Annotated in this window: 10 protein-coding genes and 1 pseudogene; all 11 read right to left on the bottom strand. The window is 40.7% G+C overall.

The features are described 5' to 3' along the window. Window positions 1-568 precede the first annotated feature (568 nt). The 11 genes and pseudogenes from MKZ26_RS18375 to MKZ26_RS18320 all read right to left on the bottom strand — a co-directional run bounded on the left by MKZ26_RS18375 (window position 569) and on the right by MKZ26_RS18320 (window position 13,365). Complete coding sequence (locus MKZ26_RS18375; protein ID WP_340767088.1) at window positions 569-2,125, bottom strand: hydantoinase/oxoprolinase family protein; 1,557 nt, start codon at window positions 2,123-2,125, stop codon at window positions 569-571. Further along, window positions 2,122-3,216, bottom strand: coding sequence for a DUF917 domain-containing protein (locus MKZ26_RS18370; RefSeq protein ID WP_340767087.1), 1,095 nt, complete (start codon window positions 3,214-3,216; stop codon window positions 2,122-2,124). The genes MKZ26_RS18375 and MKZ26_RS18370 overlap by 4 nt, the downstream gene beginning before the upstream one ends. Then, window positions 3,200-4,492: a cytosine permease gene (locus MKZ26_RS18365; protein WP_340767086.1), complete on the bottom strand. Its 1,293-nt coding sequence runs from the start codon at window positions 4,490-4,492 to the stop codon at window positions 3,200-3,202. Before MKZ26_RS18365 ends, MKZ26_RS18370 begins: the two co-directional genes overlap by 17 nt. Further along, entirely contained in the window at window positions 4,482-5,066 is a 585-nt protein-coding gene (locus tag MKZ26_RS18360) for a TetR/AcrR family transcriptional regulator (RefSeq protein WP_340767085.1), read from the bottom strand. The genes MKZ26_RS18365 and MKZ26_RS18360 overlap by 11 nt, the downstream gene beginning before the upstream one ends. Before the next feature lie 351 nt (window positions 5,067-5,417). Beyond that, complete coding sequence (locus MKZ26_RS18355) at window positions 5,418-5,552, bottom strand: hypothetical protein (RefSeq protein WP_340767084.1); 135 nt, start codon at window positions 5,550-5,552, stop codon at window positions 5,418-5,420. Between the two features lie 135 nt (window positions 5,553-5,687). Beyond that, window positions 5,688-6,329, bottom strand: a complete 642-nt coding sequence (locus MKZ26_RS18350) for a hypothetical protein (protein ID WP_340767083.1) — start codon at window positions 6,327-6,329, stop codon at window positions 5,688-5,690. Between the two features lie 172 nt (window positions 6,330-6,501). Next, window positions 6,502-7,326, bottom strand: a complete 825-nt coding sequence (locus MKZ26_RS18345; RefSeq protein WP_340767082.1) for an alpha/beta fold hydrolase — start codon at window positions 7,324-7,326, stop codon at window positions 6,502-6,504. A gap of 802 nt (window positions 7,327-8,128) precedes the next feature. Continuing rightward, window positions 8,129-9,339: pseudogene (locus MKZ26_RS18340) on the bottom strand (IS3 family transposase). A gap of 285 nt (window positions 9,340-9,624) precedes the next feature. Further along, window positions 9,625-10,929, bottom strand: coding sequence for a glucose-6-phosphate isomerase (locus MKZ26_RS18330; RefSeq protein WP_340767081.1), 1,305 nt, complete (start codon window positions 10,927-10,929; stop codon window positions 9,625-9,627). Between the two features lie 688 nt (window positions 10,930-11,617). Further along, complete coding sequence (locus MKZ26_RS18325) at window positions 11,618-11,887, bottom strand: excalibur calcium-binding domain-containing protein (protein ID WP_340767080.1); 270 nt, start codon at window positions 11,885-11,887, stop codon at window positions 11,618-11,620. Between the two features lie 551 nt (window positions 11,888-12,438). After that, a complete protein-coding gene (locus MKZ26_RS18320; protein WP_340767079.1) occupies window positions 12,439-13,365 on the bottom strand; it encodes an aldo/keto reductase in 927 nt (308 codons plus the stop codon). Between the last annotated feature and the right edge of the window lie 485 nt (window positions 13,366-13,850).

The raw sequence follows: 13,850 nt of genomic DNA, 5'->3' as shown, positions 1-13,850 counted from the left end.
TAGATTATATCCTTTACTAACTTTTGCAAAGATAATGTGATGCTCTATTAGAAAGTGAACCTCCCTTAATATAAAAGTAGAGATATTAGATACCATAAGTATACATTGGAACATCCAGCGTAAGCGCGTCTTAGTGGTAGCCGGAGCGATAAGACTGAAAGCGATCTTCTTTCTGGCTTATCGAGGGAGGCATCCACAAAGCGCCAAAGCGTGTAGATTAGGGATTTCTGAATCTATCCATCATAATAGGACTTTTATTCATCTCCACCGCAATTATAGATAAAGTAATGTGATTTCGACATAGACCATCCAGCGCCGAAGCGTGTAGAGTGAGGAATTCTTAGTCCAGTCCATGGCAGGATTCATTTGCACCCTATGTAATTGAACCAGATAGTTACTAAGGAAACGTTACCACAAGATTCCCTTTGATATTCACACCCTCACTCAATTCCTCATTAAACAAATTTGGTGTATCATTGTTGTCCTGTGGTTTATTGCCTCGTAGCTATTCTTGACCGATAAAACCTTAAAAGTAAAAAAGAGTAGCAGGTTACAAAATAATTCAAAATTACTTCACACTCTCCAACAAAAGAGGCCCAGCAACTTTCACTCTAACCAAGATTGCTTCCCCTGGAATATAAGCCAATGGAAAGTCTTCCAACTGGATAATATCGATTTGATCAGGATCTGCGCCTGCCGTAATAGCCGCTTGGATTGCTTCTTGTTTTGCTTCTTCAATCACTTCATGGTGATCGCGATTTTCGAGCAAATAAATTTTTTCACATGTACCGCTAATGTCGCCAAGTGCTGCACCAATTGCATTTGCCACTCCCGCGTGTTCGGGTCGGATAATACGACTCGCACCTTTTAATGTGGCAGGCATCAAGGCTGCACCACCACCAACCAGCACGACTGACACGTCATCCCCGCTTGTTTTCATGCGATCAATTGCTTTTTCTACCATTTCAACAATATGTGGGTAAATTTCTTGTGTAGGAATGGAAAGAAGTTTTTCTTCTTGCGCATTCTCCATCTGCATCATGCCTACTCCTACAGCAACATCCGTCACAGTTAGTGTTTCACCACCGAAGATGAGTGCTTTCTCGGGCAATTGATAACCCACACTTTCAGGACCAATTTTCCATGCACTGTCTTCTAAAGTTACTTGAGTACCGCCCCCTAAACCAAGTGAGTAGATATCAGGCATGCGATAATTGGTACGGACACCACCCACTTCAACGGCAAGAGACGTTTGTCTCGGGAATCCATTTGCTAATACACCGATATCGGTCGTCGTACCACCAATATCCACGACAATTGCATTGCGCTCTTTCGATAAAAATGAAGCCCCTCGGATTGAATTGGTTGGCCCACATGCGATGGTGAAAATCGGGTACTTTTGAGCAAAGACATTAGTCATCAGTGTACCGTCATTTTGACCGAAATAAATTTTTGCATGAATGCTTTCATTAACCAATGCCTGCTCAAAGCCTTCTGATACATGCTTTATGACATTCTTAAGTGCAGCATTCAAAATGGTTGCATTTTCCCTTTCAATTAAACCAATCGTACCGATTTCACTTGAAAGGGAAATCGGAATATGCGGTAACTCCTGTTGGAAAAAAGCTGCTACTTCTTTTTCCTGTTCGGCTAGAACCGGAGAAAATACACCTGTAATAGCAATCGAATCTACTGAGTCTCTAAACAACTCGACAGTCTCTATTAATTCATCTCGTACAATACCAGTAATTGGGGAACCGTTAAATTCGTAACCTCCGTGAATCAAAGCGGTTTTAGCCTGTAATTTATCGACTAAATCTTCTGGCCAGTCGACAAGTGGAGGAACCGTTGTTCCAGAAGGAAGACAAATGCGAATGATTCCAATTCTATTTAATGATTTCCTCTCCACGATTGCATTTGTGCAATGCGTCGTTCCTAGCGTTGCTATTTTAATATCTCTGACATTGACCGCCGAACTAGCTAGTAGTTCTTTAATTGTCGTTTGAATCCCTGAAAAAACATTCTTTGTGGTGGGCGTTTTTGTACTGCAGATTACTTCATTTTTTGCATTCAACAGAACTCCGTCTGTATTGGTACCGCCAACGTCAATTCCTAACCGTATCATGAAAGCACAAACTCCTTTATCAGTATTTCTAATGGCGTATAGTCATATGGATACTTGAAATAACGCGGGCCTGCCGTCTCAATGCCAATTGGCGTCCGCCATCTCTCGTTCGCCGGGAAAGCTACAATGATAACGCGAGCTCCATATCTCAAACCTTCTGTTGTAATGGGCATGCCCGTTTCTTCATCTAAAACAGCAATTAAATCTGGTGTCATAGCAATCGGTTTGTTATTTATTTCAGCAAGAAGATGTTCATTTTGGAAAGATAGCACGCAAGAATCAAGATCATTTTCTTCGCTGCCTTCAAAAACAGCTTTCCCTCTCGTAAATCCACCCTCGATTCCCCTCTTGATTTCAACTGCTTTTCCTCTAAATAATTGATGTCCATTTAATAATGTAAGCATTTGTTCGATCGGATGCACTGCTCCATTTCGTGGCTGTTTCAGTATCTCGCCTATTTTTTGAGCAAGTGTCAATGTATCAGGAATGACGCTTTTTTTTGCTTGTGTACCCGTCACTCCATAATCAGCTACAATTGACGATCCTCCCATCGAGATCGTAATACTACGGGCAATTTTTTCACTCCAGTGTCCATCTGCCGGTTCAATCGTGACCGTGTTTCCTTTTTCATCTGCAATCGTGACCAATTCAGGTTTTAACCCATCAAGATGAAAAGTAACCATTTGAGCTTCTGGAAAAGCACGTCCCATTGCATCGCCGTCTAAAATCGGGATGCCTTTCATTGCTGCTACAGCCACGGGAATCAATGAGTTAACCCCACCAATTTCGATTGGCATAACGATATCTATTTTTTTCCCGCTCGCTTTTTCATACGCAAGCAAAGGTGCCATTAACATTTCGAATGAAGGAATTTTTTCGACGAGCACACTGGGGGACCCCATCCCGCTAATAGGAACAATCCAATGATCTTCTTTCAGCTCATCCATCGTAATTACTTGAACCGGCCCATATTTACGAATCGCATGAAGAGCCATTAATTTCCCTATATAGGGATCCCCGCCCCCACCTGTCCCAAGAACGGATGCTCCGATTGCAATGTGCTCGATATCTTCTTCATTTAACCACTTCATACTGATTCTCCTTCGTAAATTGACGTTTAATGACAAAACAAAAAATTCCCTGTGTAACAAAAGCGATGATGAAACTATCTAAAGATGGAATTGTTGTCAGTTTGAAAAGTTCCAGTCCAATTGGATTCTCCAGTGTCATCCAGCTCACTAACGTCCCCGTCCCCCAAGCGATCAACGGATATGCTTTGTACTTTGCAGAAGATTCAAATGACAGCATTTTTGCCCCACCTATATAGTAAATAGCCGTATACACACCGCCTATTGGCGCGATAAACATTGTAATAATACTTAGGAAGTTAATGAAGTTTCCATAAATCCCGAAAACGGCCATAAGCGTCCCAATTGTACCTGCCGCAAAAGTTAATTTCACTTTACTAGTCTTCGTAAAAATAACAGCTAAACCGAGTCCAGAAGAATAAGCATTACTCGTATTAGTTGTCCACTGCGCCAAAATCAAAACGAGAATACCCGGAATCCCAAGACCGACAGTCAGCATAATCGTCGTCAAATTATCTTCATTCATGACACGGGATAGAATCATCGCAATGACCAACATAAAACTATTGCCAATAAAGAAACCAAAGAAAGAAGCTAGAACTGCATCTTTTTTTGTTCGAGCCCAGCGTGAAATGTCCGGTGAAATTACCGCACCTACAACAAAGATACTAATCACTAGTGAGATTGCCATTCCTATCGAGAATGTATTTTCTACATGGGCCCCGATACTTGAAGTGCCAAATTTAGTGATCGCCATTCCAACCGCGAGAATCACTAATATGATTAATAGTGGTACAGACCAAGAACTGAGCCTCTCTATTGCACGGTATCCGAACATTGCCGTCAACATCATCAGCAATCCACCTATTCCAGCTAGAAGCGGAATGGGTAATTGAATTCCGATTGCCTCGGAGATAGCAACAGTTGCGTTTTCGGCAAAAAAACCAGCTTGTACACCAAACCACCCCATTAACGAGATAGCAAGAAAGGCTGAAACAATTTTCGCGCCTGAACTTCCGAAGGCGGAACGAGAAATCATAGACGTTGATAATCCAGTAGCCGCCCCAACGTATGCACAAAATGCAGCTAGAACACCCAATATCAGGGATCCGATTATCACAGACAGCAAGGCGTCATTAAAAGCCATTCCTGCCCCGAGTTGTGCGCCAAATAGCATAGCAGATAAATCAATTCCAACAGCAATCCAGATTAGACTGATGGAAAACCATTTCTTACGTTCATGCATCGGTACAACTTCTCGAGCATAATCATTTTGCATCTTCAATCCCCCTCAAAATTAGAGTTGTTAGATGGAAAGCATGTTGGAGTTGCTCAGACAAAGCATTTTCATCGTACATAGTCATTTCCCAAAAGATGCCGTCCATTAGTAAAAGAAATTGTTTTGTTACATTGATACTTTGTTGATCGGAAATGGATGGGTAATAATGCTTTAAAGAAGTGTTTAGCGATTGTATGAGCCAGTTATCAAATTGCTCCATATGATTTTTCAGAAACTGCTTTATCTCTGGCGGAGGAGAAGTGATCAATGAAATATAAGCCGCCGTTTCTTCTTCTTTTTCTTTATGGAATGAGACAGTACCATGCAGCAAACTACCGAAAATCTCTTCTATTGGGGAGTTTTCTACTTCATCCATAATTTTTTTCATCTGACTAAAGTGTTCTTCTAATAACTTCTGGAATGCTGCAATAAATAGAGCTTCTTTGTTTTGGTAAAAAAAGTAGATGGAAGCAGGCTTAATGCCAACTTCTGTAGCAATCTTTTGCATCGTTGCACCTTGATAACCGTAACGTGAATAATGATAAATAGCCGCTTTCAATAATTTTTCTCTCATTGTGTATCCCCACCTAATAAGTATTAGGTTAATAATACAACGATACTTTTTAATAATCAACAACATTCCGACTTATCATTTAATGGAACTTCTTAGCCTTTGAAATTTTGAAAGAGTTTTTTTATTCTTTGAGATAGTGATTTTCGAGCGCTTTTATGGATTATAATGTGCCTGTTTTGGGGGGTTCTATCGACAGAAAACAATTTGTGCGGGTGTGGGTGCGAGGAATAAAGTCAAATAAATCATGCGATTTCATAATAATACTAAGGTGTCAGGAAGAGGTCTGTAAATCTGATTGCCGCTGAATTTTCCGAATAGCTTCACGTAGTGTGGCACCTGAAATTCTTTATACTACAAAAATGCTTTTACAACGTTGCTGATCAAACCAACTTCAGCTTTGCCTGTTAGTTCAGACATTTCAAGACTCATCGCCTTGCCCATATCTTGCTTAACTGAAAAATACGGAAATCGCCGCGTAACCCACATCCTGTGGGCCTCCGAGCCGACTGGACATTATTCTAAGTCAAAAAAACGTATACTTTCTTAGCTATGAACAGCAAAACCAGCCATTTATAATCTTGGCTGGTTTTAGTTTAGATTTTATGTCATTGCACCAGAAAGTTATTCCGGAAACGTTATTACAAGATTTCCTTCGATGTTTACAACCTCAATTAGTTCCTCATTAAACAAATACGGTGTATCATTTTTGTCCTGTGGTGTTAATGCCTCGTAGCTATTCTTGACAGACAAAACTTGAAATGTAACAGGAATATAGCGGCCTTTGTTTAACGTCTTCATGTTCCCCATCAAAAATACTTCTTTGCTGGATACAGCAAAACTCAGATGTCCCACTACTTTATTCAGATTACCCGATACTAATTTTACGTCCTGCAATAAAGAAATCGTGCATAAAATGAAATCATTGATGATTTCAGCAGGTAACTTCTCAAAGCCATTTTTCAAAAACAGCGCGTTAAAACCATTCCTTATTTCTTTAAACGAGAAGATATCCTCAATTTTTTTAGCTTTGACCCCATTACCCAAATTTGCGATAACCTGTTTGCAGTCTCCTAGATACTCCCCTACATATCCCGAGCTCTTCTCCCTTAGCGCGATGAAATCAGCAAGCCCATTAACACTATCAATTCCATGCGTATCGTCTCGAACCAACATCATGAAACTATAGAAGTCCTTTTCATCAAAACTTCTTTCAACAAATTTGTCGTAGTAGTGTGCAAATAACTGTTGTTCTTTCTTATCCATGACGCTTCCACCCTTTTCACTATTCTTTTACGTATCTTTACTATAATCATAACATGCTTAGGAACATACTTTCTACAATGGGGTTGTAAATGTACACTCGAAATACGTTTTCTTGCTTTTTAACTAGCACGAAAAACCAGCCCTCACAATCCAGGCTGGTCCTCATTTAACATTACGCAATACTAACAAGCTTACTAGTTGCTAATAATTCCTGCTCTACTTTAACTTGTTCCTTGATAAACTGTATGGCTATTTGATTGAACTCTTTATGCTTCTCAATATTACAGACATGGCCGCATTGCTCAATAATATGCAATCTAGCGCTTTTATCCTTTATCGTATCTTCTTCAACGGGGCCAAGAAACATATAGTCTTGATCACCCATGATGTACATCTTGGGAATTTCATGTTTTTCACAATCAATTCGCGGATAAATTTCACATACCTTGGCAGCAAATCGATACCATTTAATAAACCCTTTTTGACGGATTTTCTTTGCTTCTAGGATGAAAACGTCCCTTGATTTCTTATGGTGTGCTTTAGGCATTAGGATACGTGCAAATGTTTTATACAACCACATGTAGGGGACCACACTTTTAAGCAAGTTTCCTGTTCTCAGAATCACTTTCGCAACACTTGTTAAACGGATAATTGCACCGCCTAAAATCATGCTTTTAATTCTACTTGGTGCGTAAATATGCATCGCATGTAAGACAACAGAACCCAAACTAATGCCGGCAAAGTGAGCCTTCTCAATAGAAAGGCAATCCATTACCTTTACGACATCTTTAGCTAAAATTTCAGGTGTATATGTTAGCATTTCAGGTTCATAATTAGCAGAACCGCCATGATCTCTTAAGTCAATGAAGAGCAGGTTGAAATGCTTCTTAAACTCTTTTATTTGTTTATACCATATATTTGAATTTCCACCCAAGCCATGGAGAAATACGACCCAATCATGCTGAGGACCTAAGTTATGCGTTTCATAATGTAACAAATGAAATTAACCCTCTTCCCTTTAGAGCAATCCACAAAAAACCTACTTTTTATCGAACTTTGTCGGTTTTTGTTATCTTATGAATACTATTGTAATTCATTCGTTTACAAAAGTCTTGTGCTAGCCTGAAAGAATCGCCTCGAATTTTCCCTCTGTACTTTTTGTTGTCACAAAAGAGAATTATCTCCTTGTGCACGCTGCCTATGGATTTTTTATCCATTGTCAGTTAAATGTTTATCCTCAATCACATTCGCCGCGTGAACGATCATATATTCCGCCAATCGATCAGTAATACCACACGAACAATCATATATCCTGCCAACCGATCATAACCCCGCATGAACGATCATATCCTCTGCCAACCAATCATAACGCCACACAAACGATCATATAATCCGACAACCAATCATAACGCCACACAAACGATCATATATCCTGCCAACCGATCAGTAACGCCACACAAACGATCATATATCCTACCAACCGATCAGTAACACCGCACGAACGATCATATAATCCTCCAACCGATCATAACGCTACACAAACGATCATATATCCTACCAACCAATCAGCAACACCACACGAACGATCATTTATCCCGCCAACCGATTATTACTACCTCACGCACGATCATATAACCTGCCAACCGATCAGTAACGCCACACAAACGATCATATATTCCCCCAACCGATCAGTAACGCCGCACGAATGGTATTCTGTCAAGAAAGTGGACATGAATTAATGAGCAGTTATTTTAAAAAGCCTACCGCGCTGCGCTTGCTGTACTTTCGTGGAAGAGCAGTTAAAAAGCCAACTGCTCTTCCACGAAAGTTGTGAGTGGTTTCTGGGCATTTTTCTCTTTCAATTCTTGATACTGTGACTCGAAAAAATTAGGGGAGACATAGTCTAACGTGGAATGGATGCGTTTCTCGTTATAAAACGAGATGATGTAATCCAACACTGCCGTCTCTGCTTCCTTTCGTGTCTTGAACTTCATTCGGTAAATCAGTTCCTTCTTGATTGTCGCATGGAAGGATTCAATACACGCATTGTCGTAACAGTCACCTCTACGACTCATGCTGATTTGGCACTGCTTCTCTTTAAGCAGTCCAGTATAAGCAACAGACGCATACTGGGAGCCCTGATCTGAATGGTGAATCAACCCTTCTTCTGGGGAACGGAAATGAAAAGCACGCTCCAGCGCCAGTTGAGGCAGCTGCGTGGATAAGGTGTTCGCTAAGTTAAAACCAATGATCTTACGAGAGAATAAATCCATCACCGTAGCCAGGTATAGCCACCCCTGACTTGTCCAGATATAGGTGATATCCACGACCCACACTTGATTGGGATGATCCGCATGGAAGTTTCGTTTTAACAAATTAGGATAAATCGGATGTTCATGATTAGATTGAGTTGTCACCGTATAGTGAAAAGGCACTGTAGCGCATAAGCTCAGCTCTCTCATATAGTTTGAGACAGTCTTCTCTGAAAGTGGTACCCCTTGTTTCTTCAGAATCCGTTGGATTCGGGGGCTTCCATAGACCTCCCGATTCTCGTAAAAAATTTGTTTGATTAACTTTAATGCCCCTTCTTTTTTCTTCTGCGAGGCACTTTGTACTTTTTCTCGCCATTTATAGTAGCCGCTCTTTGAAACCTTTAGAACTTCGCACATCCTATTCACGCGGTATTCTTCCCGGTGCTTTTCAATAAATGAATAGATCACTGCAGGTTTTTTGAAAAGATGTGCATGGCTTTTTTTAAGATTTCATTCTCTTCCTTCAGTTCCTGGATTTCTTTTTCAAGCGCTCGTTGCTGCCTTAGCCGCTCGGTAGAGGTTACAAATTCTTCCCCATTACGTTTTCCTTCCAGTTCTTTTCGATGTTGACTTACCCACTTTCGCAAGGTACTAACAGGCACATCCATCTCCCGTGAAATTTCAATCTGTTTTCTTCCGTCTTCCACCACCAGCTTGATCAAATGCTCTTTCAGCTGATTATCTATTCGTTTCTTCATAATGGACACGCTCCATTCAGTTAGTTTGTTCTCTCCATCCAAACACGCTCATTGGATTGTGTCCACTTTCTATACTACATTCACGAACGATCATATAACCTGCCAACCGACCATTACTACCTCACGAACGATCATATTTCCTACCAACCGATCATAACCCCCGCATAACCAAACACATACATCCCCCCAGCCCAATCATTTCCTATATACAAAAAAAGATCAGACATTTACTTACATGTCTGATCTTCATTTTATTAAGTTGTGGATTACTAAAGCTTACACCTGTTATAGAGCCGCTATTACATGCCCAGGTTTCTCCAACAATCTAAAGATATTGTTTTTATATTCTTCAACCCCTGGCTGGTCGAAAGGATTTAGGCCCTGCAAGTAAGCACTCATTGCACATGAAAGTTGGAAGAAATATATGAGATACCCAACATGATAGGCATCTTGTTTAGCCGCTTCAAGACGTAGTAAAGGTACGCCTCCATCTCGGTGCGCTTCCATTGCCCCATGCATCATTACTTCATTTATTTCATTTAATGTTTTATCCGATAGATAATTCAAGCCATCCAAGTTTTCTTTGGATGAAGGTATCGCACAATCCTCCGCTTCTTCTGTGAAATGGACAAACGTTTCAAAGAGCATCCGTTGACCATCTTGTATATATTGACCGAGGGAATGTAAGTCGGTAGGATATGCGACGGCGGCAGGGAAAATACCGTTTCCGCCTTTCCCTTCACTTTCACCAAAGAGCTGCTTCCACCACTCATGGAAAGTTTCAAAGGATGGGGAAAAGCTCGCTAAAATTTCGACATTGTAGCCTTCAGATAACAGTAGCGTTCGTAAAGCAGCATACTGATAAGCTATATTCGAATCTATATCTGCGTTCGAGAGATCATGAATGGCTTTTTTTGCTCCTGCAAGGAGTTGTTCAATATCGACACCAGCTACTGCAAGAGGGATTAAACCAACTGGCGTGAGAACGGAATAACGGCCCCCAATATCATTTGGTATGATGAAAGACGTAAATCCTGAACGGACAGCCATTTCCCTCAAGGCACCTTCTGATTTATCGGTAATCGCAACAATTCGTTCACTCGCGGATGAACCATAACGGTTTTCCATATATTCAAGCATAATCCGGAAAGCAATTGCAGGTTCCGTCGTTGTTCCAGATTTCGAAATAACAATAATGGCAACTTCTTTACTCCCCATATAGCTTAATAATTGTTTCATATACGCACCGCTCAAGTTTTGGCCAGCAAAGAGTACTTCAGGATCATCCGAGTTTTTTTCGAAATACGGTGATAGCGCATCTTGAATCGCTTTCGCTCCTAAATAAGAACCTCCGATACCTATGACAACAACCAAATCTGCATTTTCACGCAGTTTTTTCGCCGCCTTCAGAGCATCCTCTAATTCATTTGACGAAATCTCATTCGGGTAATTCTTCCACCCCAAATAATCAGCACCTTCAGAAGTACCTTTATTCATTTCTTGATGAATCGTTTTCACCTGTGTACCAAATACTTCCTCAAGCTTACTTATAGATACATGTGATTGATTTAGTGTTAACGGAATTACCAATTCGACATTCTCCCCTTCTAGGTGGTTTTATCAATTTAAGTCATAAATTACTATTCATCTAACATGTCCGACTTCTTTCTACGGGTTCAATAACAGTCTATCACTTTCAACTCCCACTCATCTTTTATCAAGATAGGGCAGTAACTCATTTCCCATTAGGTGAGCCTCTTCAGCTATCTCAATTAAAAATAGACCATCAAAGCTCTTCTTCTCTATTATGCCCAAGAAGCATCTTAACTTCAATTCTAAATTTCCATGGATGATTAAACAGTGGAAGATATATTATATGAAGGAATTTCCTTCAGTAACACTTTGTTATCGAAATGCAACTACCCCACTTACACAACATCAGTAATCCGTAACGAATAACTGTTATTTTAACCACTGCTAATGAACCATGATTTAATCATCTTGGAATACAATGTATCGTGCACGGTTTAGTGGCTCCCGTTATAGCTGAATGAATAAGTTATTAATCAGGCGTGCACTTGTTGTATAGGAAAGGATTTACACTCGCGGAATATGTGCGGTAATTCGGTATAAAAGTAGCTGGTATGAAGAAACATCGGGAGTGGATACTTATGAATTTGAAATAAGAATTAGGCTAACAACAACCAAGCCTAGCCAGACACTATAGTAAAAACAGCTCCTATCCATCTGGACTGAAGCTGTTTCGTTACTTTTATAGTTACTTTTCACACGCGATTAAATCTTTATCGCGGTCGCTTTTTTTGTTTGCATCATAGATTGCCTCAGATACAAATGGCTTGTACTTCGTTTTACCGCCTACATTTTTGATAGATGCAGATCTTGCTACGCCGCCTTTATACACTTTGTTTAACTCTGTGCAATTTTTATATGTCACGACTTTCGGGCTAGCCGCCTCCACATTCACCGAACTGAATGAGAAGCCTATCGCAATAGTAAATGCCAGCAAGACAGTAAATACTTTCTTCATAACAAAAACCTCCTTTTCAATTAACCCTCTTGGGTATGAACCTGTTTATAGGCATGAAAAAACGCCTTCTTGTATCCCAATCATTCATAGCGATCAGGCTGAAGGCATCCCTCTTGAACTATATAATTACCTTAACAGACTTTGAGTTTATTGAATACCCTGAAAAAACTGGTTGGGGCTGATATATGATCGGATTGCGTGTGGATATGATCGGTTCCAGCTAATATATGATTGGTTTGCTCGGGATATGATTGGTTGCCGTGGAGATATGATCGGGTCATCGTGGGATATGATCGGTTGCGCGGAGATATGATTGGGTCATCGGGGGATATGATCGGCGGCGCGGAGATATGATCGGTGCGCGTGGGATTTGACCGGCTGCGTCGAGATATGATTGGGCTGTGCGGGATATGATCGGTTAGCACGATATATGCTTGGGCCACGCGGGATATGATCGGACTCCGTGGGATATGATCGGTTCAAACCAGAACAACCTCCCGACCGATAATCTGGTCAGGAGGTTGTTTCGTTTGTAATTGATAATGGTGTTGTTACGGAACGATATTTCCAGCAGCTTTATAAATGTCGTACCATTCTTTTCTTGTTAACGTAATATCCGTGCTCTTACATGCATCTTTTAATCGCTGAGGATTCGTTGTTCCGAGTACGACTTGGATGTTAGCTGGATGGCGGCTAATCCAGGCGGTTGCGATTGCCGTGTTTGTTACGTCATAGTTGGCAGCAATTTCGTCAATCACTTTATTCAACTCTAAAAAATTCTCTAAGTCGCCAAGGAATGGACCAGCAAAGAACCCATTTTGAAATGGTGACCATGCTTGTAGCGTAATATCATGCAAACGACTGTATTCTAGTATACTGCTATCACGATTGATAGCTTGATCTATGTTCATATTTAACGCAATTCCCGCGTCAATCATCGGGGTGTGTGCAATACTAAACTGAATTTGGTTGACTACTAATTTATGTGGTGTATATTTTTGCAACAGTTCGATCTGTGCTGGGTTATGGTTCGACACCCCAAAATGTTTTACTTTTCCGCTGCTGTGTAATTTCTCAAATGCCTCGGCAACTTCAGCAGGCTCCATTAGTGGATCCGGACGATGAAGGAGCAGCAGGTCCAAGTAATCCGTGTTTAAACGCTTTAAAATACCGTCAACTGAGTCGAGGATATGTTCTTTGGAAAAATCAAAGTAGTTTTCTTGGCCTTTGATACCACATTTACTTTGCAAAATCATTTTTTCACGGATGCTTGGATTCATTTGGATTGCCTCAGCAAATAATTCTTCGCACCTACCTTGACCATAAATATCTGCATGATCAAAGAAGTTAATCCCTTCATCAAGTGCAGTGCGGATTAACTGCTCTATTTCCGTTAAAGAAAGCTGTGTCAAACGCATATTCCCCATAATAATGTTGGATGCGTTGAGTTCGGTATGTTTAATTTGCGTATATTTCATGGAAAAAAGCCTCCCTTAAATGTAGTCACACTATTTAGAATACCTCACAATCTAGGTAAAAGAACAATTTCATGCTTAGGTTGGAGGCTTTTCGAGAATGGTTGGAGGCTTACGGCGATTCGTTGGACACTTCGAGAGTTTTGTTGGACACTCCTTCGTTGGTTGGACGCTTTTCAAAATTGGTTGGAGGCTTACGGCGATTGGTTAGACACTTCGAGGGTTTTGTTGGACACTCCTTCGTTGGTTGGACACTTACGGCGATTGGTTGGACGCTTCGAAAGTTTTGTTGGACACTCATTCGTTGGTTGGACGCTTTTCAAAATTGGTTGGAGGCTTACGGCGATTGGTTGGACAATTCGAAAGTTTTGTTGGACACTCCTTCGTTGGTTGGACACTTTTCCAGAATGGTTGGAGACTTGCGGCGATTGGTTGGACACTTCACTGAGTTGGTTAGACACTTCGAGGGTTTTGTCTTACACTCCTTC

The organism is Sporosarcina sp. FSL K6-6792, from assembly GCF_038004885.1.
GTDB classification, from domain to species: Bacteria; Bacillota; Bacilli; order Bacillales_A; family Planococcaceae; genus Sporosarcina; species Sporosarcina psychrophila.
This window is presented reverse-complemented; position numbering and strand designations above follow the sequence as displayed.

What these genes read in the sequence shown, in the direction of transcription:
- MKZ26_RS18375 (WP_340767088.1), bottom strand. Translation starts at nt 2,125, where the DNA reads ATGATACGGTTAGGAATTGACGTTGGCGGTACCAATACAGACGGAGTT.
- MKZ26_RS18370 (WP_340767087.1), bottom strand. Translation starts at nt 3,216, where the DNA reads ATGAAGTGGTTAAATGAAGAAGATATCGAGCACATTGCAATCGGAGCA.
- MKZ26_RS18365 (WP_340767086.1), bottom strand. Translation starts at nt 4,492, where the DNA reads ATGCAAAATGATTATGCTCGAGAAGTTGTACCGATGCATGAACGTAAG.
- MKZ26_RS18360 (WP_340767085.1), bottom strand. Translation starts at nt 5,066, where the DNA reads ATGAGAGAAAAATTATTGAAAGCGGCTATTTATCATTATTCACGTTAC.
- MKZ26_RS18355 (WP_340767084.1), bottom strand. Translation starts at nt 5,552, where the DNA reads ATGTGGGTTACGCGGCGATTTCCGTATTTTTCAGTTAAGCAAGATATG.
- MKZ26_RS18350 (WP_340767083.1), bottom strand. Translation starts at nt 6,329, where the DNA reads ATGGATAAGAAAGAACAACAGTTATTTGCACACTACTACGACAAATTT.
- MKZ26_RS18325 (WP_340767080.1), bottom strand. Translation starts at nt 11,887, where the DNA reads ATGAAGAAAGTATTTACTGTCTTGCTGGCATTTACTATTGCGATAGGC.
- MKZ26_RS18320 (WP_340767079.1), bottom strand. Translation starts at nt 13,365, where the DNA reads ATGAAATATACGCAAATTAAACATACCGAACTCAACGCATCCAACATT.